Source organism: Stenotrophomonas sp. ZAC14D2_NAIMI4_7, assembly GCF_003086675.1.
Classification (GTDB): Bacteria; Pseudomonadota; Gammaproteobacteria; order Xanthomonadales; family Xanthomonadaceae; genus Stenotrophomonas.
The window spans coordinates 2,956,878-2,974,634 of sequence record NZ_CP025995.1 but is presented as its reverse complement, the minus strand read 5'-3'; the positions used below and the strand labels follow the sequence as shown (position 1 = coordinate 2,974,634).

At 66.7% G+C, this 17,757-nt stretch carries 17 protein-coding genes; 9 read left to right on the top strand and 8 right to left on the bottom strand.

Annotated elements, in window-relative coordinates:
* Positions 1–117: 117 nt before the first annotated feature.
* Positions 118–2,922 (bottom strand): TonB-dependent receptor, encoded by a 2,805-nt coding sequence (locus tag C1922_RS13720; protein ID WP_108750259.1) that lies wholly within the window; start codon positions 2,920–2,922, stop codon positions 118–120.
* 554 nt (positions 2,923–3,476) lie between these two features.
* Between C1922_RS13720 and apbC the strand changes: the two genes are divergently transcribed.
* Positions 3,477–4,331 carry an iron-sulfur cluster carrier protein ApbC gene (gene apbC / locus C1922_RS13715; protein WP_108750258.1) on the top strand — a complete coding sequence of 285 codons (855 nt, stop codon included), beginning with the start codon at positions 3,477–3,479 and terminating at the stop codon, positions 4,329–4,331.
* A 76-nt stretch (positions 4,332–4,407) separates the two neighbouring features.
* Positions 4,408–4,980, top strand: a complete 573-nt coding sequence (gene dcd / locus C1922_RS13710) for a dCTP deaminase (protein ID WP_108750257.1) — start codon at positions 4,408–4,410, stop codon at positions 4,978–4,980.
* 64 nt (positions 4,981–5,044) lie between these two features.
* On the opposite strand, the gene C1922_RS20545 is transcribed toward dcd, so the two are convergent.
* From C1922_RS20545 to C1922_RS13700, 3 genes are read right to left on the bottom strand one after another with little or no spacing between them, the layout of a single operon-like run.
* Entirely contained in the window at positions 5,045–5,212 is a 168-nt protein-coding gene (locus C1922_RS20545; RefSeq protein WP_005410498.1) for a DUF5668 domain-containing protein, read from the bottom strand.
* A gap of 15 nt (positions 5,213–5,227) precedes the next feature.
* Positions 5,228–5,650 carry an HIT family protein gene (locus C1922_RS13705; protein WP_108750256.1) on the bottom strand — a complete coding sequence of 141 codons (423 nt, stop codon included), beginning with the start codon at positions 5,648–5,650 and terminating at the stop codon, positions 5,228–5,230.
* Complete coding sequence (locus tag C1922_RS13700) at positions 5,647–6,318, bottom strand: dienelactone hydrolase family protein (protein WP_108750255.1); 672 nt, start codon at positions 6,316–6,318, stop codon at positions 5,647–5,649. The genes C1922_RS13705 and C1922_RS13700 overlap by 4 nt, the downstream gene beginning before the upstream one ends.
* Before the next feature lie 204 nt (positions 6,319–6,522).
* On the opposite strand from C1922_RS13700, the gene rimO reads away from it, so the two are divergent.
* Complete coding sequence (gene rimO / locus C1922_RS13695) at positions 6,523–7,884, top strand: 30S ribosomal protein S12 methylthiotransferase RimO (protein ID WP_108750254.1); 1,362 nt, start codon at positions 6,523–6,525, stop codon at positions 7,882–7,884.
* An 8-nt stretch (positions 7,885–7,892) separates the two neighbouring features.
* Positions 7,893–8,708, top strand: coding sequence for a DUF3025 domain-containing protein (locus tag C1922_RS13690; RefSeq protein WP_108750253.1), 816 nt, complete (start codon positions 7,893–7,895; stop codon positions 8,706–8,708).
* Positions 8,709–8,757: 49 nt separating this feature from the next.
* Here C1922_RS13690 and greB read toward each other — a convergent pair whose 3' ends face one another.
* Complete coding sequence (gene greB / locus C1922_RS13685) at positions 8,758–9,264, bottom strand: transcription elongation factor GreB (RefSeq protein ID WP_108750252.1); 507 nt, start codon at positions 9,262–9,264, stop codon at positions 8,758–8,760.
* Between the two features lie 120 nt (positions 9,265–9,384).
* Complete coding sequence (locus tag C1922_RS13680) at positions 9,385–10,890, bottom strand: helicase HerA-like domain-containing protein (protein ID WP_108750251.1); 1,506 nt, start codon at positions 10,888–10,890, stop codon at positions 9,385–9,387.
* A gap of 123 nt (positions 10,891–11,013) precedes the next feature.
* On the opposite strand from C1922_RS13680, the gene C1922_RS13675 reads away from it, so the two are divergent.
* Positions 11,014–12,624, top strand: a complete 1,611-nt coding sequence (locus tag C1922_RS13675) for a transglycosylase SLT domain-containing protein (protein ID WP_108750250.1) — start codon at positions 11,014–11,016, stop codon at positions 12,622–12,624.
* A gap of 21 nt (positions 12,625–12,645) precedes the next feature.
* The gene (locus C1922_RS13670; protein WP_108750249.1) at positions 12,646–12,993 is read left to right on the top strand and encodes a ribonuclease E inhibitor RraB; all 348 of its coding nucleotides are present in this window, start codon (positions 12,646–12,648) and stop codon (positions 12,991–12,993) included.
* A gap of 84 nt (positions 12,994–13,077) precedes the next feature.
* Here the strand turns inward: C1922_RS13670 and asd are convergent, their stop codons facing one another.
* Complete coding sequence (asd, locus tag C1922_RS13665) at positions 13,078–13,920, bottom strand: archaetidylserine decarboxylase (RefSeq protein ID WP_108750248.1); 843 nt, start codon at positions 13,918–13,920, stop codon at positions 13,078–13,080.
* Positions 13,917–14,567 (bottom strand): SCO family protein, encoded by a 651-nt coding sequence (locus C1922_RS13660; protein ID WP_108750247.1) that lies wholly within the window; start codon positions 14,565–14,567, stop codon positions 13,917–13,919. Before C1922_RS13660 ends, asd begins: the two co-directional genes overlap by 4 nt.
* 122 nt (positions 14,568–14,689) lie before the next feature.
* On the opposite strand from C1922_RS13660, the gene prmB reads away from it, so the two are divergent.
* The 3 genes from prmB to C1922_RS13645 are packed head-to-tail and all read left to right on the top strand — an operon-like array spanning position 14,690 to position 17,749.
* Positions 14,690–15,619, top strand: coding sequence for a 50S ribosomal protein L3 N(5)-glutamine methyltransferase (prmB, locus tag C1922_RS13655; RefSeq protein ID WP_108751600.1), 930 nt, complete (start codon positions 14,690–14,692; stop codon positions 15,617–15,619).
* Positions 15,616–16,719: a chorismate synthase gene (gene aroC, locus C1922_RS13650; protein ID WP_108750246.1), complete on the top strand. Its 1,104-nt coding sequence runs from the start codon at positions 15,616–15,618 to the stop codon at positions 16,717–16,719. Before prmB ends, aroC begins: the two co-directional genes overlap by 4 nt.
* On the top strand, positions 16,712–17,749 hold the full coding sequence (locus tag C1922_RS13645; protein WP_108750245.1) for a D-glycerate dehydrogenase: 1,038 nt from the start codon (positions 16,712–16,714) through the stop codon (positions 17,747–17,749). Before aroC ends, C1922_RS13645 begins: the two co-directional genes overlap by 8 nt.
* Positions 17,750–17,757: the final 8 nt, after the last annotated feature.

Sequence of the window (17,757 nt, the reverse complement as noted above, 5' to 3'; positions counted from 1 at the left end):
GGGGTGTTCGCTTAACAATGCGCAGCACAACCGGTCCTGCGCTCAGCTGGCCCTGTTGCCAGGCAAAAAAAGACCCCGCCGAAGCGGGGTCTCCAGTCAACGCGTTGTGGGCGTGGCTTACTTCGCGCCGAAGTCGTACTTGGCCTGTACGTAGATCGCACGTCCGTAGGCGCTGTACAGGTAGTTGTTGTACGGCTGGCCGCTGGTGCCGGCGTAGCTGAAGCGCTGGTTGTCAGGCAGCTTGTTGAACACGTTGTTGACCATCAGCGACAGGGTCAGGTTGTCCATCGCGCGGTAGTTCACGCTCAGGTTGTAGGTGGTGTAGGAACCCCACTTGCCAGCCTTGTAGCCCGAGCTGTGCACGTAGTCGTAGCCGTTGCCCGCGTAGGCCATGTAGTTCGGCGTCTTGCCGATGTAGTTGGCATACAGGGTGGTGGTCCACTTGTCCTTGGCCCAGGCGATAGAGCCATCGGCGCGCACCTTGGCGTAGGAATCGTAGACCCACATCGCGTACGGGTCGCGCAGCAGGTCCAGGTACTCGTCGCCCGGCTGCGGCTGCAGTTCGCGCTTGAGCATGTTGGTGTAGTTGCCCGAGAACTGCAGCGAGCCGAAGCGACCAACGTCCTGCACGTACTTGAAGCTGGCCGTCAGCGCCTGCAGGTTCTGCCGGGCGACGTTCATCTTCGGCGTGTAGATTTCATCCAGCACGCCCGAGGCATCGCGGGTGATCCAGTCGTTCACATTCTGGCAGCTGGCCGAGGTGTTGTTGGTCTGGCCGTTGCGGCAGTAGTACTCAGCCAGCAGCAACTGGTCGGAGCTGAGGGTGTTGACCTCGTTCTCGATCTTCCAGTTGTAGTAGTCCAGCGACACCGACAGGTTGTTGATCGGTGCCCAGACCACGCCCGCGTTCCAGACGTCGGCGGTGATCGGTTCCAGGTCCGGGTTGCCGGACTGGGTGCCGAACACCGACACGCTGTCGTACGGGCAGCCGGTGGTGTCGACCGGGTTGAAGCCCAGCTCGCCGCAGCGGTAGTAGTCGGTCGAACCGTTGGCGTAGTAGCCGCTCTCGCCCTGGAAGGCGTCGGACAGGGTCGGCGCGCGGAAGGCGGTACCGTACTTGCCGCGGAACAGCAGGCTCTCGATCGGGCGGAACTCCAGGCCCACGCTGTAGGTGGCCTTGTCGATGGTGTTGCTACCGATCTTGAAGGCGTCATAGCGGCCCGAGCCGGTGACGGTGAGCGAGTCGAGCAGCGGCAGGCGCAGTTCGCTGGTCACCGCGTAGCTGCTGCGGTGGCCGGCACCGGACACCGCCGTGGTGCCCCACACGCTGCCATCGACCAGGCGGGCATCGGGGGTGTAATCCCAACCTTCGCTGCCGCCTTCCACCACCACCGCGAAGCCGGCATCACCGCCGGGCAGGCTGAACAGCGAGCCGTTGGTGACCTGCGCGCGCAGCAGGTTCTGCCAGGTGCGGCTCTGGCTGTAGGTGTAGCCGGTGAAACTCTGGAAATCGCCCGACGGCAGCGGCGAGTAGAACGCATCCCAGTCCGGGCTGTAGATGTTGTAGCCGGTGCTGGTGGTGCCCAGCACCGGGCCCAGCACACGGTCTTCGAAGTAATCGTTGATCGGGTCGTTCCAGCGCACGAAGTTGCGCTCGGTCAGCTTGTATTCGCCACGGGTGAAGCTGGCGCTGTAATCCCAGTTGCCCGCCGTGCCACGACCGCCCAGGGTGACCTGGTAGGCCTTGTTGCGGTCGGTGTTCATGATGTCGCGGTAGCCGGCGCCGCCGATGTCTTCCGGCGCGAACACGCGCTGCAGGTTCATGTACTGGCCGCTGTCCTGGTCGTAGAAGCGACCCCAGCCGGAGGAGGTGCCCCACCAGGTGTAGCTCGAGCCGGTGGCGTACTTCACTTCTTCCAGGCTGTACAGCGCGTCGCCGAACAGCTGGAAGTTGTCAGTCACATCGAAGGTGGCCGAGCTGTAGATCTGCCCGCTTTCCTTGCCGTTCTTGATGGTCTTGTAACCGGTGCCGTAGACCGAGCCGCAGGCCTGGCCGGTGGGGCGGGTGCCCAGCACGGTGGTGCCACCGAACTGGCCGGCCACGTCGGCGCACAGGTCCGGGTCCATCATCGCGTAGCGGTTGCCGTTGGCCGGCAGCAGCACCAGGAAGTCATTGGACACGTACTGCGGGCTGTAGCCGTCGGGGTTGTTGACCTTGGTCAGGTCACGCTGGTAACCCCAGATCGGGCTGGTCTTTTCGTACTGCACGTTCACCAGCGCGTTGAATCGGTCATCCTTGGAATTGAAGCCGCGTGCCGCGCTGAAGCGGAAGCTGTTGCCACCGCCTTCGCTGTAGGCACCGCCGCGCACGCTCAGCGTGCCGCCGTCCATGCGCTCCTTCAGGATGATGTTGACCACGCCGGCGATGGCGTCCGAACCGTACAGCGAGGACTGGCCGCCCGGCAGGATCTCGATGCGCTCGACGATGTCGATCGGAATGCCGCTGATGTTGTTGAACGTATCGCTGCCGTTGTACAGCGCTGGATACGAAAGCATCGGGCGGCCGTTGATCAGGTACTTGGTGTAGCCCGGGCTGAGGCCGAACATGCCAGCCGCTTCAGCGCCCTGGGTGAACGAGGCCGAGGTCTGGCCACCCTGCAGGCCGCCGGTGGACAGCGAGGACTGCTGCAGCACATCGGCCACGCTGGTGAAGCCGCGGGTCTGGATGTCTTCGGCAGTGACCGTCAGGACCGGCGTGTGGTTCTCGATTTCGGTCTGCGGAATCAGCGAGCCGGTAACCGTCACGCGGTCCAGCTGGGTGGTGGCGCCGTCCTGCGCCGCGGCGGCGCCGCTGGCCAGCAGGGTGCCGATCAGGGCGAGAGTCAGTGGGTGACGCGAAAACGCATTGCGGTGGCTGTGCATGAAGGATCCCCATCGGAACAGATCAAGGCGGTGTCGTCCGTGACGGCTTTATGGTGCGTTCAGTTGCTTTCCATTCATTTCGACCGTAACACGGCTTTAACCTGGTCAACACATCGTTGTCACGACCGTCGAGCGTGGGCGGGCTGAAAACGTTTTATGAATCAAACGGCTAACCGGATTGTTTTGAAATGTGTCAATGTGTTGCGTTGCGAAAAGGCCTGTTTCAGTCGCGATATAAGTGAGCAATTTCAACAACTTGAAACTACATTGTTGCGGTGCGCCATCGTCGTTTACAACTGGGATTTGATCGCGGCCTGTATCTCAGTCATGGGCCGGAATCGAACGCTGTGTCGACCCTTGGGTGGCCGAATGGGACATCTGGCGCAGAAGGGACAAGACTGCCGCTCGGGCGCGGCGGGATGCCGTCAAGACTTGAGCGTCTGCGCCGGTCTGTGGCAGAACCGCGCGCCCGCTGGCAGATGCCGGCGTCCGGCCGGTTTTCGCCCAGCTTGTATGATGGCGGGCTCTTGAATCAGATCTCTTCGGAGCCCGCAGTGAACAGTTCGACCCGCCGTCCCCACGCCAGCCAGGTCCAGAAGGGCCTGACCCCGCATGCGCGCGTGCGCAACGTGATCGCGGTGGGCTCGGGCAAGGGCGGGGTGGGCAAGTCCACTACCTCGGTGAACCTGGCCGTGGCCCTGCAGCAGCTGGGCGCGCGGGTAGGTGTGCTCGATGCCGATATCTACGGCCCCAGCGTGCCGGCCATGCTCGGCCTGTCCGGTCGCCCGGAAAGCCCGGACAACAAGAGCATCGAACCGATGCGCGCGTTCGGCGTGGACACCATGTCCATCGGCTACCTGGTCGAAGACGAGACGCCGCTGATCATGCGCGCGCCGCGTGCAACCGCAGCGCTCACCCAGCTGTTCGAGGACACGCTGTGGGATGACCTGGACTACCTGCTGATCGACCTGCCGCCGGGCACCGGCGACATCCAGCTGACCCTGGTGCAGAAGATTCCGCTGGCCGGTGCGGTGATCGTCACCACCCCGCAGGACATCGCCACGCTGGATGCGAAGAAGGCCCTGAAGATGTTCGAGAAGGTGGAGGTGCCGGTGCTGGGCGTGGTCGAGAACATGGCCGTGCACACCTGCAGCAACTGCGGGCATGTGGAACATCTGTTCGGTGAAGGCGGCGGCGAGCGCATGGCCGCGCAGTACGGCGTGCCGCTGCTCGGCTCGCTGCCGCTGCAGATCGATATCCGCGAACAGGGCGATGCCGGTACGCCGATCACCGCCGCACAGCCCGATTCGGCCACCGCCAAGGCTTATCGCCAGGCCGCGCAGCGGCTGATCGAGGAAGTGGGCAAGCGTCCGCGCGGTTCCATTCCGATCCTGTCTTCGCTGCTGTGACCGCCGCGGCGGCGCCCCACCGGGCGCGCCCGGCCCCCTGCTAGAATCCCCGCGCCCCTCGCACCCAGGACAAAGCATGAGCATCAAGAGTGACCGTTGGATCCGCCGCATGTCCGAGCAGCACGGCATGATCGAGCCCTTCGAGGCCGGGCAGGTGAAGCAGGCCAACGGCGAGCGCATCGTCAGCTACGGTACGTCCAGCTACGGCTACGACGTGCGCTGCTCGCGCGAGTTCAAGGTGTTCACCAACATCAACTCCACCATTGTCGATCCCAAGCACTTCGACCCGGGCAGCTTCGTGGACATCGTCGGCGATGAGTGCATCATTCCGCCCAACAGCTTCGCGCTGGCGCGCACCGTCGAGTACTTCCGCATTCCGCGCGACACCCTGGTGGTGTGCCTGGGCAAGAGCACCTACGCGCGCTGCGGCATCATCGTCAACGTCACCCCGCTGGAGCCGGAATGGGAAGGGCACGTGACCCTGGAATTCAGCAACACCACGCCGCTGCCGGCGCGCATCTATGCCAACGAAGGCGTGGCGCAGATGCTGTTCTTCCAGGCCGCTGCCGATGACGTCTGCGAGACGTCCTACAAGGACCGTGGTGGCAAGTACCAGGGCCAGACCGGCGTGACTCTGCCGCGCACCTGAGCTGTCATGGAGCCGAGCATGGCTCGGCTCTCCATGGGCGAGGGCGGCGCTTGCGCCGCCCTTGTTATTTGCCGCGCCCGAACAGCATGGCGATGCCCACGCCCACCAGTGCCACCGGCCACCAGGTCAGCAGCAGCTTGGACAGGTTCAGATGCGTCCAGCCCAGATTGCTGGCAAGCATGAACAGGCCGATCAAAATCAGCAGGATGGCGGCGACGAGGTTGAATCGCATCGGGTCGGCACTGTCTCAGGAGTGGGCCGGATATCCTAGCCGTTCCTTCCAGTAGGCGACATGCTGGTCCAGTGCCGCCGGGTCGTAGCGGTGGGCCGGGCCGCTGCCCCAGACCGGGCCGGGCCAGGCCGGATCACCGTCGTGGCGGCCGATCACATGGAAATGCAACTGGCGCACGATGTTGCCCAGCGCGCCGATGTTGATCTTCTCCACCCCGTCCGAGCCCTTCAGGGCCTTGCAGGCGCGGTTGAGTTCGGTGCGCAGCTTGTCCTGCTGCTCGCCGTCCAGCTCGATCCACTCGGTCACCCCGGCCAGGCGCGGTACCAGCACCAGCCAGGGGAAGCGCTCATCGTTCATCAACCGCACTTGCGACAACGGGCCTTCGGCGACCAGCACGCTGTCGGTGGCCAGGCGTGTATCCAGTTCGAACTCGCTCATCCAAGATGCTCCGTGAAGAAGTCCAGGGTGCGTTGCAGCGCCAGGGCGGCGCTGTCTGGATCATACGCATGTCCGACGTCGCGGTTGAAGGCATGGTCGGCCGGATAGACGTACGTGGCCATCTGCGGCAGCTTTTCGCGGTGGGCCTGCACCGCCTCCGGCGGAATGCTCTTGTCCTGCGCGCCGAAGTGGAAGATCACCGGCGCCTTGGGCGTTTCGTCCAGGTAGTTCACGTTGCGGCCGCCGTAGTAGCTCACCGAGGGCAGGCCCAGGCGCATGGCCGCCAGCAGGGCCACGCTGCCGCCCCAGCAGTAGCCGACCGTGCCGACCTTGCCGTACGGAGCCAGCCGGGTAGCGGCGGCGCGTACCACTTCCAGCGCCTTTTCCATGCCCAGCGTATTGACCCGTTCCAGCCCGTCCTTCACGCCTTCGGCGGTGTAGGGCAGGGCGTCGGTGTCGGCCTCGGCGCCATCGACCAGATCGAAGAACGACGGCGCCAGCACCGCATAGCCCTGGGCGGCGAAGCGCTCGGCCACGCTGCGGATATGCGGGTTGGCGCCGAAGATCTCCTGCACCACCACCAGGCCGGCGCGGGGCTTGCCCTCGGGCAGGGCCTGCCAGGCGCGAACCGGGCCGTGGTGCGTATCCAGGGTGATCCATTCGGACATCGTCGGGAACCTCGTTGCAGGGGACAGGCCTGCATTGTCGGTGCTGGCCGGGTTAGCGGCGCGTCAGCGGCTGTGCCCGATCAGGCGGCTGGCCGTTCAGGCGCAGGCGCCAACCCCGGTATACTGGCGCCCTTTCAGGCCCCGGCCCCCAGGTCCCCCTGCCATGCCGGCAGGGGCCCAGGCCCCCAGAGTCCCGCAATTTCCATGTCCCAGCTGAACCCCAAAGTCGGCTTCGTCAGCCTTGGCTGCCCGAAGGCCCTTGTCGATTCCGAGCGCATCCTCACCCAGCTCCGCTCGGAAGGCTACGACATCGTCCCGTCCTACGATTCGGCCGACGTGGTGGTGGTCAACACCTGCGGCTTCATCGATTCGGCAGTGACCGAATCGCTGGATGCGATCGGCGAGGCGATGAACCAGAACGGCAAGGTGATCGTCACCGGCTGCCTGGGCAAGCGCCCGGAGCAGATCCGCGAGGCCTACCCGAACGTGCTGGCGGTGTCCGGCCCGCAGGATTACCAGAGCGTGATGGAAGCGGTGCATGAAGCGCTGCCGCCCAAGCACGACCCGTTCGTGGACCTGGTGCCCGACTACGGCATCAAGCTGACCCCGCGCCACTACGCCTACCTGAAGATTTCCGAAGGCTGCAACCACCATTGCAGCTTCTGCATCATTCCCTCGATGCGGGGCAAGCTGGTCTCGCGCCCGGTGGATGACGTGCTGCGCGAAGCCGAGCGGCTGGTGCGTGGCGGGGTGAAGGAGCTGCTGGTGGTTTCGCAGGACACCTCGGCTTACGGCGTGGACGTGAAATACGCCGAGAAGATGTGGCGCGACAAGGCCTACCAGACCCGCCTGAAGGCGCTGTGCGAAGGCCTGTCCGAGCTCGATGCCTGGGTGCGCATGCACTACGTCTACCCGTACCCGCACGTGGACGAGGTGGTGCCGCTGATGGCGGAGAACCGCATCCTGCCGTACCTGGACATCCCGTTCCAGCACGCCAGCCCGCGCATCCTGCGCCTGATGAAGCGCCCGGGAGCGGTCGAGAAGACCCTCGAGCGCGTGCAGAACTGGCGCCGCATCGCCCCGGACATCACCGTGCGTTCGACCTTCATCGTCGGCTTCCCGGGCGAGACCGAGGCCGAGTTCGAAGAGCTGCTGTCGTTCCTGGACGAGGCACAGCTGGACCGCGTGGGTGCCTTCGCCTATTCGCCGGTGGAAGGCGCCACCGCCAACGCGCTGCCGGATCCGGTGCCGGAAGAAGTGAAACAGGAGCGCCTGGCGCGCTTCATGGAAAAGCAGGCGCAGATTTCCGCTTCGCGCCTGGAAGCCAAGATCGGCACCGTGCAGCAGTGCCTGGTCGATGCCATCGAAGGCGATATCGCCGTGGCCCGTTCGCGCGCCGACGCGCCGGAAATCGACGGCCTGGTGCATATCCAGAACGCCGACCAGGTGGCGCTGCGCGTGGGCGAGTTCGTCGACGTGGAGATCACCGAAAGCGACGACCACGATCTGTACGGCGATGCGCTGCCGCCGAGCACGCGCCCGGCGTTCGACCTCAAGGTTCTGTGACAACAGCGATGGCCGCCGACGCCGGCCATCGACGCTTCGTGCCGCCGCCGCGTGCGGCGGTGCCGGCAGCGGTGTTCGACCATCCGCTGTTTGCCGGTGTGGCGGGCTTCCGTGACCTGCTGGCAACACCCGGCTGGCCCAGCGTGTCCGCGCTGGATGCGCGTCTGGCCGTGCCGGGCCTGCGGCTGGTGGAGCAGGATGCCGCGCTCCTGGCCGATGGCCTGCACTATGAAACCCGCATTGCCCAGGGCCGCCTCGCGACCCGCGCCGACAACTGGCACGACCTGTTCAATGCGCTGGTCTGGGCCTGCCTGCCGCCGCTGAAGCGTGCGCTCAATGGGCAGCAATGCCGGCACATCGCCGCGATGGCGCCCGGCCAGCGCAACCGCGCGCAGGCCGCGCTGACCCAGTTCGATGAAACCGGCGTGGTGGTGCGGGTGCGCGACCCTGCGTTGCTTGCTGCGTGGGACGCGCATGATTGGTCTGCACTGTTCGCGCCCGCGCCCTGGAAGGAGGGGCGCATCGCGGTGGCGACCGTGTTTGGCCACGCTCTGATGGAGCAGGGGCTGCTGCCCGGGCGGCGACTGGTGGGCAAATGCGTGGTGGTGCGCGGCGATGAAGACACGGCCTGCATCGAAACGGTGGTGCAGGCCATTGAACAGGACCGGGCGCTGACAGATCCATTGCAGCTGCGACCGTTGCCGCTGGCCGGCATTCCCGGTTGGCACGAGGTACAGGATGCGGCCTTCTACGCGGATGCCGTCTACTTCCGCCCGCTGCGCGAAGGGCGCCAGTACCCGCTGCCGCTGCACACCGCCAGGTAGAGTCGAGCTTGCTCGACTGCTTTTGAGATCAGTCGAGCATGGCTCGACTCTACAGCGGCGGGTACTCCACGCCGATCACCGCAAAGGTGAACTGCCCACCAGGCAGTTCCACCGAAAACTCATCGTCGATGCGCTTCTTCAGCAGCGCCCGCGCCAGTGGCGAATCAATGCTGATCCAGCCCAGTCCGGCATCGGTTTCGTCCGGGCCGACGATGCGATAACGGCTGGTCTGCCCGTTGTCCACGTTTTCCAGCTCCACCCAGGCGCCGAAGAACACCGCCTGCGGGTCGGTCGGGGTGGTGTCCACCACGCGCAGTGCGTCCAGGCGCTTGGTCAGATAGCGCACCCGGCGGTCGATCTCGCCCAGCTGCTTCTTGCGGTAGGTGTATTCGGCGTTCTCGGAACGATCACCCTCGGCCGCGGCCGCGGCCAGCGCCTTCACCACCTCGGGGCGGTGCACGCGCCACAGCTCATCCAGTTCGGCTTTCAGCCGGGCATGGCCGGCGGCGGTGATCAGGGCAGTGCTTTTTTCTGCGGGGGGGCGCCAACGGGACATGCAGTACGTATTCTTTTCAGGAGTAAGGAATGGGGTCGGAGCCCTCCCTGGCAGGAGGGATCCGACCCCGGGGTCAGATCCCTTTCCCACGGAAAGGGCTCTGACCCCGGCAGCGAACGCTCAGCGCTTGCCGCCGAAGATGCCGCCCAGCAATCCGCGCACGATCTGGTTGCCCAGCTTGGTGCCCACGGTCCGGGTGGTCTGCTTGGCCATGGTTTCAATCATGCCCTGGCGGCGCTTGGTGCCGAAGATCGCATCCTTGATCGCCTGGCCGAAGCCGCCTTCCTGCGCCTCGTCCTGCTCGCGACTGCGTGCGGCCGGGGCCTCGGCCTTCTCCACCGCCTTCTGCGCGCGCTGGGCCAGCAGTTCGGCGGCCGATTCGCGGTTCACCGCCGTGTCGTAGCGGGTGCCCACCGGGCTGCCGGCGCGCACCTGCGCGCGTTCGGCCTCGGTCACTGGCCCCATCCGGCAGCGGGGCGGGGCGATCATCGTCTGCTGCACCGGCATCGGCACGCCCTTGTCCTGCAGCGTGGACACCAGCGCCTCGCCGGTGCCGAGCTGGCCCAGCGCCTTGGCCACGTCCAGCTTCGGGTTCGGCACGAAGGTTTCGGCGGCGGTCTTCACCGCCTTCTGGTCGCGCGGGGTGAACGCGCGCAGCGCATGCTGCACCCGGTTGCCCAGCTGGCCCAGGATGTTGGCCGGCACGTCGTCGGGGAACTGCGAGCAGAAATACACGCCCACGCCCTTGGAGCGGATCAGTCGCACCACCTGTTCGATGCGCTGCACCAGCGAGGCCGGTGCGTCGTCGAACAGCAGGTGCGCCTCGTCGAAGATGAAGACCAGCTTGGGCTTTTCCAGGTCGCCCACTTCGGGCAGCTGTTCGAACAGCTCGGACAGCAGCCACAGCAGGAAAGTGGAATACAGCTTGGGCTTGAGCACCAGCTGGTCGGCGGCCAGGATGCCGATCACGCCGCGCCCGTCGTGATTGACCCGCATGATGTCGGCCAGCTCCAGCGCCGGCTCACCGAAGAAGCCTTCGCCGCCGTCCTGGGCCAGGCGCAGCAGTGCGCGCTGGATGGCGGCGATCGACTGCGCGCTGACCAGGCCGTACTCGGTGGAAATGTCCTTGCGCTCTTCGGCCACCAGGGCCAGCAGGGCGCGCAGGTCGTCCATGTCCAGCAGCAGCAGGCCGCGGTCGTCGGCCAGCTTGAACACGATGTCCAGCACGCCGGACTGGGTATCGTTCAATTCCAGGATGCGCGCCAGCAGGGTCGGGCCCATTTCGCTGACGGTGGTGCGCACCGGGTGCCCCAGCTTGCCGTACAGGTCCCAGAACACGGTGGGGCTGCCTTCCGGGGCGTAGTCGGCCACGCCGATCTGCGCGGCGCGCTGCAGCAGGCTGTCGCTGCCCGTGCCGGGCACGGCCAGGCCGGAGACATCGCCCTTCACATCGGCCAGGAACACCGGCACCCCGCGCCGCGAGAAGCCCTCGGCCAGGGTCATCAGAGTGACCGTCTTGCCGGTGCCGGTGGCGCCGGCCACCAGGCCGTGGCGGTTGCCCAGTTTCGGCAGCAGGGTAACGGCCACATCGTCGGTCATGCCTTTGCCGAGCAGAATCGGATCCATGGTCCAGCCCTTGTGGTGAATGCGGTCAATGTTAACCGGCAGCGGCAGCCGGTCGCCGGCCGGGTTGCCCGGACCTTGGCGGCACCGCTACTCTGCCTGCCTGTTTCGCACACAGTGCCACCAATGCCCGTTCCTGTCCTGATTTCCCGCACCTGGCCGCTGCTGGCCCTGGTTGGCCTGGTTTCCCTGGCGCCCGACGCCCATGCGCAGCGGGTGTCGGCGCGGGACAAGGTGAAAGTGGACGCGCTGCAGCAGCGCATGGCCGCGGCCGAGAAGCGCTATGGCGACGCCCTGCTGCTGGTGGCCAATGCCGATCCCAAGGGCAGCAACGAGGCCGATGCCGCGCTGGAGGACATGGAAGATGTCATCAGCGAATGCGTGAAGCAGAAGGGCTGCCAGATGGGCAGCATGCTGGCCACCTACAAGCGCCTGCTGAAGCGTGACGCCGACGCCGCCAGCGACGATGACGCCAGCGCCGACGCCGGCGACCGCCTGGAGGCAGACCCGGACCACGTGGGCCCGCTGGCCGCCGACGTGCCCGAGGCGGCGCGCGCCGCTGCGCTGCTGAACGACAAGCGCCATGCCTTCGACAACATGGTCGAGTACAACCCGGCGGTGCAGGCAGGTATCCGCCGCTGGCTGACCGACATGCGCCCGGCGCTGATGACCACCTACGAGAACTACCAGAACCTGCGCGCGGTGATGTGGCCCGAGTGGGAAAAGCGTGGCCTGCCCGAGGCCCTGCTGTTCGGCATCATGGCCAAGGAATCCAATGGCCGCGTGCACGCCTCCTCGCGTGCCGGTGCGGCCGGGCTGATGCAGTTCATGCCGGCCACTGGCCGCCGCTTCGGCCTGGGCCCGGATGGCACCGGCTTCGATACCCGTTTCGACGCACGCAGCGCGGCCGAAGCCAGCGCCACCTACATCAACGAGCGCATGCGCGAACTGAACAACAGCGTTGAGCTTTCGCTGGCCGGTTACAACGGCGGTGAAGGCCGTGCCGCACGCGTGGCCCGCGAAAACCCGGGGCAGAGCTTCTGGGTGGACCGCGTCTACAACCAGTTCCCGGGGGAAACCAAGGACTACGTGCCGATGGTGATCGCCGCGGCGTGGATCTACCTGCACCCGCAGCAGTACGGCGTGGAATTCCCGAAGATCAACGCGCAGCCGGCCACGGTGCGACTTGCCCGTTCGACCACCATCTATGAATTGACCATCTGCCTGGGCAGCCACGGCACTCGCGATGGCTACATGCGCGCGCTGCGCAACCTCAACCCGCGCTATGAAGCCGATGGCTGGATTCCGGCCGGCACCCTCATCAATGCCACCACGCGCATCGCCAGCCTGTACCAGCGCAACTGCGTCAGCGGCCCGCGCGCGGACCTGGCGCGCACGCTCATCACCGCCGATCTGAACGCGGCCATCGTGCGCCCCAGCGCGACCACCTACACCGGCAGCGTCGCGGTGGGCGGGCTGGTGCCGGTGGCCGATCCGAACGCGGCCAGCCCGGTGGCTACGACCCCGAGCGCGCCGGTGGCTGCACCGCGTCCGGCCCCCGCGCCGCGCGCCAAGCCGGCACGCAGCTACAAGGTCGGCAAGGGCGAGACCCTGGGCCGTATTGCGGCCAAGTTCCAGTGCGATGTGCCGGTGCTGGCGCGCGCCAATGGCCTGAAGGCTCCTTCCTACAGCCTGCGCCAGGGCCAGACCCTGAAGCTGCAGGGCTGCGACAAGTAACTGCCCGGAGACCCCCCCCGCATGGACCTGCAAGCCACCCGCGACCTGTTCGAGAACCTGCGCGAGAACACCGACTGGGATCTCAGCGCGCCCCTGCTGTGGGGCTACTACTTCGTGCATTCCACCCCTGAGCGCCTGCAGGCGCTGGCTGCCAGCCTGCAGGAGCAGGGCTACACGGTGGTGGACCAGTTCGAGCAGGAGCCGGAAGAGGGCGATGCGCCCTTCCACGTGCTGCACGTGGAGCGCGTCGAGATCCACGACGAAGCCTCGCTGGACCTGCGCAACCAGGAACTGGCCGCACTGGCCAGCCAGCTGGGCGTTGAAGACTACGACGGCGTGGACGTCGGCCCGGCCCCGACCCTCCAGTAGCGTCGAGCAAGCTTGACTCTACGATGACATTCCCGGCATTCCCGGCATGCCGAGAATCCGGGGAATCCCCGACGCCCCGCAGCCTCAGCGCAGCGTTGCCAGCGCCTGGCCCAGCTGCACCGGGCTTTCAGCGCCCAGCTGCGGGGCGAACTCGGCCACACCTGGCGGCAACAGCACGATCACCGTCGATCCGTAGTTGAAGCGTGCCATCTCGGCGAAGCGCTCCAGCACGATCCCCTGGCCGCGGTAATCCTTGCGGGTGATGCGGTCGCCGTAGGCGGGAATCTCTTCACCACCCCATACCGTTTCCACGCCCGACACCAGCAGTGCGCCGACCATCACGCTCACCATCGGGCCGAAGCTGGTGTCGAAATGGCAGGCCAGGCGCTCGTTGCGGGCAAACAGGCGCGGCACGCCGTTCACCGCTGCCGGGCCCACGCTGAACAGACGGCCCGGCACGTGCACCGTTTCGCGCAGGGTGCCCGTCCAGGGCATGTGCACGCGGTGGTAGTCGCGCGGCGACAGGTACACCGTGGCGAACAGGCCATCGTTGTACGGCTTGGCGTCCTCAGCGCTGCCCAGCAGCTCGGCGGCGGTGAACGACTGGCCCTTGGCCTGGAAAATGCGACCGGCCTCGATTTTCCCCAGCTGGCTGATGCGGCCGTCGGCGGGCATCACCAGTCGGCGCGGGTCGGCATCGACCACGCGTGCACCCGGCTTCAGCGCGCGGGTGAAGAACTGGTTGAACGTGGCGTAGCTGCGCGGGTCGGGGTTGGCCGCTTCGTCCAGGTTGACGTCGAACTTGCGGGTGACCGTGTCGATCAACCAGCGCGATACGCGCGGATGGTCCGAGTACGCCAGCGAGCGCGCCATCGAGGACAGCAGGCGGTGGGGCAGGGCGTACGTCAGGGCAGTGGTCAGGCTCATGGGGCGGATTTCTCGGTCAGCTTCTGCAGGTCGCGGGCGATGGCCGGCGCGTTGAACGGGGGGCGCACCAGGCCGGCAAGCCGGCCCTGCGGGTCAAGCACGGCCAGACTGGCCGAATGCTCGACGGTGTAATCCTCGGGATTCTCGTCGAAGTGCTTGCCGGGCACCTTCTGGAACACGAAGCCCAGCGAGGTGGCAAAGCGCTCCAGCGAAGGAATGTCGGCGCTGGCGGCCAGGGTGTCCTTGTGGAACCCGTGCACGTACTCGCCCAGGCGGGTGGCATTGTCACGGTCCGGGTCGACCGACACGAACAGCACGCGCGGGCGCAGCGTGTCCGGCAGGTTCTCCCATTGGTTCTGCGCGCCGGCCAGCTCGGCCAGGGTGGTCGGGCACACGTCCGGGCAGAAGGTGAAGCCCAGGAACACCAGCGTCCAGTGGCCCTTCAGCTCGCCCGGAATCAGGCGGGTGCCGTCGGACTGGGCCAGGTTGAAGTCGGGCAGGGGGCGCGCCTGTGGGTACAGGGTGATCGCCTCGGTGGCCGGCTGGTTGGCCGCCGGCTTCGGTGCGAACACCTGCTGCGCGGCCAGCAGGCCCAGGCCCGCGGCCAGGGCGATCAGCAGGATGATGCCGACGTTGCGATTGAACATGGGGGCTCCCGCGCGAAGTGGGCCCCATCATACCGGCTGTGGCCGGATCGTTTCTGTCGCAACGGATGCCGGCGTTGGCCGCAAGCCCTATAATCGTGGGCCACTTTGCCCGCAGTACCGCCATGACCGCTGAAACGGCCGCCGAACTCCACACGATCATCGACCTGATCCGCTACGGCACCAGCCGTTTCAACGAAGCTGGGCTGACCTTCGGGCACAGCTACGACAACGCCCTGGACGAGGCCACCCAGCTGGTGCTGCACAGCCTGCACCTGCCGCACGACCTCGGCCCGGCCTACGGGCAGGCGCGCCTGCTGCAGGAAGAAAAGCTGCGCGTGCTGGAACTGTTCCAGCGCCGCATCGACGAACGCATCCCCGCCGCCTACCTGACCGGCGAAGCGTGGTTTGCCGGGCTCAGCTTCAAGAGTGACAAGCGCGCCCTGGTGCCGCGCTCGCCCATCGCCGAGCTGATCGAGTGCGGGTTCGAACCGTGGCTGGCCGGCCGCGATGTCAGCCGCGCGCTGGACCTGTGCACCGGCTCGGGCTGCATCGCCATTGCCATGGGCCATTACTACCCGAACTGGGAAGTGGATGGCGTGGACCTGAGCGATGAAGCGCTGTCGCTGGCCGAAGAGAACAAGGAGCGCCTGCAGGCGCACAACGTCACCCTGCTGAAGTCGGACCTGTTCAACGGCCTGACCGGTCGCCACTACGACCTGATCGTCACCAACCCGCCCTACGTCACCAACGACGAGACCGATGCCCTGCCGCAGGAATACTCCTACGAGCCGGAAATGGGCCTGCGCGCCGGCGACGATGGCCTGGACCTGGTGCTGAAGATCCTGCGCGACGCTCCGCTGCACCTGAGCGAGGACGGCCTGCTGATCTGCGAAGTGGGCGAATCCGAACAGCACCTGATCAAGCTGCTGCCGGAAGTCGACTTCGCCTGGATCGAATTCAAGGTCGGCCAGATGGGCATCTTCGCAGTCGAATGCCGTGAACTGATCGCCCACAGCGCCCGCATCACCGAACTGGCGGCGCAGCGCCCGTGAGTTCCAATTCGTTCGGCAAGCTGTTCACCGTCACCACGTTCGGCGAGTCGCACGGGCCGGCCATCGGCTGCGTGATCGATGGCTGTCCGCCGGGGCTGGCGCTGGATGCGGCCGAATTCACCCACGACCTGCAGCGCCGCGCCACCGGCAAAAGCCGGCACACTTCCGCGCGGCGCGAGGCCGACGAGGTCGAGATCCTGTCCGGCGTGTACCAGGGCCTGACCACCGGCACCCCCATTGCGCTGCTGATCCGCAACACCGACCAGCGCAGCAAGGATTACGCCAACATCGGCCAGCAGTTCCGTCCGGGCCATGCCGACTACAGCTACTGGCACAAGTACGGCATCCGCGATCCGCGCGGTGGCGGCCGTTCCTCTGCCCGCGAAACCACCATGCGCGTGGCTGCCGGCGTGGTCGCCAAGAAGTGGCTGGCCGAGCGCTTCGGGGTGACCGTGCGTGGCTACCTGTCGCAGCTGGGCGAGATCCGTCCGGCCGGTTTCGACTGGTCGGCGGTGGAAGAAAATCCGTTCTTCTGGCCGCACGCCGAACAGGTGCCGCAGCTGGAGGCGTACATGGATGCGCTGCGCAAGTCCGGTGATTCGGTCGGTGCGCGCGTGGACGTAGTGGCCGACAACGTGCCGCCGGGCTGGGGTGAACCCATCTACGGCAAGCTCGATGGCGACCTGGCCGCCGCGCTGATGAGCATCAACGCGGTCAAGGGCGTGGAGATCGGCGACGGCTTCGCCAGCGCCGCGCAGAAGGGCACCGAACACCGCGATCTGCTGACCCCGCAGGGCTTTGCCAGCAACCATGCCGGCGGCATCCTCGGCGGCATTTCCACCGGCCAGCCGGTGGTCGCCTCCATCGTGCTGAAGCCCACCTCCAGCCTGCGCCTGCCGGGTCCGTCACTGGATACCGAAGGCAATGTGGTGGAAGTGGTCACCACCGGCCGTCACGACCCCTGCGTGGGCATCCGCGCCACCCCCATCGCCGAGGCCATGATGGCCCTGGTGCTGATGGACCAGGCCCTGCGCCACCGCGCCCAGTGTGGCGACGTCGGTACCATCACCCCGCGCATTCCCGGGCAGATCGATGGCTGATACCCGGCCGACGGTATGGGTGAGCCAGCCGCTGATCGACGCGGCCATCGCGCCGCTGCGCGATCGCGTGCGGCTGCTCGCCACCGAAACCGTCACCGCCTGGTCGCCGCAGCAGATCGCCGAGCGCCTGGCCTCGGTCGACGGCGCCATCATCACCCTCAACGAGCGCATCGGCGCGGCCCAGCTGGCCGATGCCGCGCAGCTGCAGGTGATCGCCAACGTCGGCGTGGGCTACAACAATCTGGACGTGGACGCGCTCAGCGCGGCCGGCATCCTGGCCAGCAACACCCCGGACGTGCTCACCGAGACCACGGCCGACCTCGGTTTCGCCCTGCTGATGGCCACCGCGCGCCGGATCACCGAATCCGAGCGCTGGCTGCGTGAAGGCCGGTGGGGGCAGTGGTCGTTCCAGACCATGCTCGGCGCCGACATCCATGGCAGCACGCTGGGCATCCTCGGCATGGGCCGCATCGGCCAGGGCATCGCCCGCCGTGGTGCGCACGGGTTCGGCATGAAAGTGCTGTACCACAACCGTTCGCGCCTGCCGGCCGAGACCGAAGCCGCGCTCGGCGCCACCTACGTGGACCTGGACACGCTGCTGGCGCAGTCCGACCACCTGGTCACCGTGCTGCCGTACACCCCGGCCTCGCACCACATCATCGATGCGGCCGCGCTGGCGAAGATGAAGCCGTCGGCCACCCTGGTGAACATCGCCCGCGGCGGCATCGTCGATGAACTGGCCCTGGTCGATGCGCTCGCCAACGGCCGGCTGGCCGCGGCCGGCCTGGATGTCTACGAAGGCGAGCCGAAGGTGCGCCCGGAACTGCTGGCGCTGCGCAACGTGGTGCTGACCCCGCATATCGGCAGCGCCTCGCTGGGCACGCGCACGGCCATGGTGCAGCTGGCGGTGGACAACCTGCTGGCCGGCCTGGGTGTGTCGGGCAGCCCGACCGCCATGCCGAGCGCGATCAATGCCGACGCGGCCCTGGCCGCGCGTGCCGTGCTGGTTAAAAAAAGCGGGAAACGATAGGGAACCTC

Bases quoted from the DNA above. Each gene is read 5' to 3' on its own strand.
- C1922_RS13680 (WP_108750251.1), bottom strand. From the start codon at position 10,890: ATGGATCCGATTCTGCTCGGCAAAGGCATGACCGACGATGTGGCCGTT.
- C1922_RS13675 (WP_108750250.1), top strand. From the start codon at position 11,014: ATGCCCGTTCCTGTCCTGATTTCCCGCACCTGGCCGCTGCTGGCCCTG.
- C1922_RS13705 (WP_108750256.1), bottom strand. From the start codon at position 5,650: ATGAGCGAGTTCGAACTGGATACACGCCTGGCCACCGACAGCGTGCTG.
- C1922_RS13720 (WP_108750259.1), bottom strand. From the start codon at position 2,922: ATGCACAGCCACCGCAATGCGTTTTCGCGTCACCCACTGACTCTCGCC.
- C1922_RS13670 (WP_108750249.1), top strand. From the start codon at position 12,646: ATGGACCTGCAAGCCACCCGCGACCTGTTCGAGAACCTGCGCGAGAAC.
- C1922_RS13690 (WP_108750253.1), top strand. From the start codon at position 7,893: ATGGCCGCCGACGCCGGCCATCGACGCTTCGTGCCGCCGCCGCGTGCG.
- asd (WP_108750248.1), bottom strand. From the start codon at position 13,920: ATGAGCCTGACCACTGCCCTGACGTACGCCCTGCCCCACCGCCTGCTG.
- C1922_RS13660 (WP_108750247.1), bottom strand. From the start codon at position 14,567: ATGTTCAATCGCAACGTCGGCATCATCCTGCTGATCGCCCTGGCCGCG.
- greB (WP_108750252.1), bottom strand. From the start codon at position 9,264: ATGTCCCGTTGGCGCCCCCCCGCAGAAAAAAGCACTGCCCTGATCACC.
- rimO (WP_108750254.1), top strand. From the start codon at position 6,523: ATGTCCCAGCTGAACCCCAAAGTCGGCTTCGTCAGCCTTGGCTGCCCG.
- dcd (WP_108750257.1), top strand. From the start codon at position 4,408: ATGAGCATCAAGAGTGACCGTTGGATCCGCCGCATGTCCGAGCAGCAC.
- C1922_RS13645 (WP_108750245.1), top strand. From the start codon at position 16,712: ATGGCTGATACCCGGCCGACGGTATGGGTGAGCCAGCCGCTGATCGAC.
- C1922_RS20545 (WP_005410498.1), bottom strand. From the start codon at position 5,212: ATGCGATTCAACCTCGTCGCCGCCATCCTGCTGATTTTGATCGGCCTG.
- C1922_RS13700 (WP_108750255.1), bottom strand. From the start codon at position 6,318: ATGTCCGAATGGATCACCCTGGATACGCACCACGGCCCGGTTCGCGCC.
- prmB (WP_108751600.1), top strand. From the start codon at position 14,690: ATGACCGCTGAAACGGCCGCCGAACTCCACACGATCATCGACCTGATC.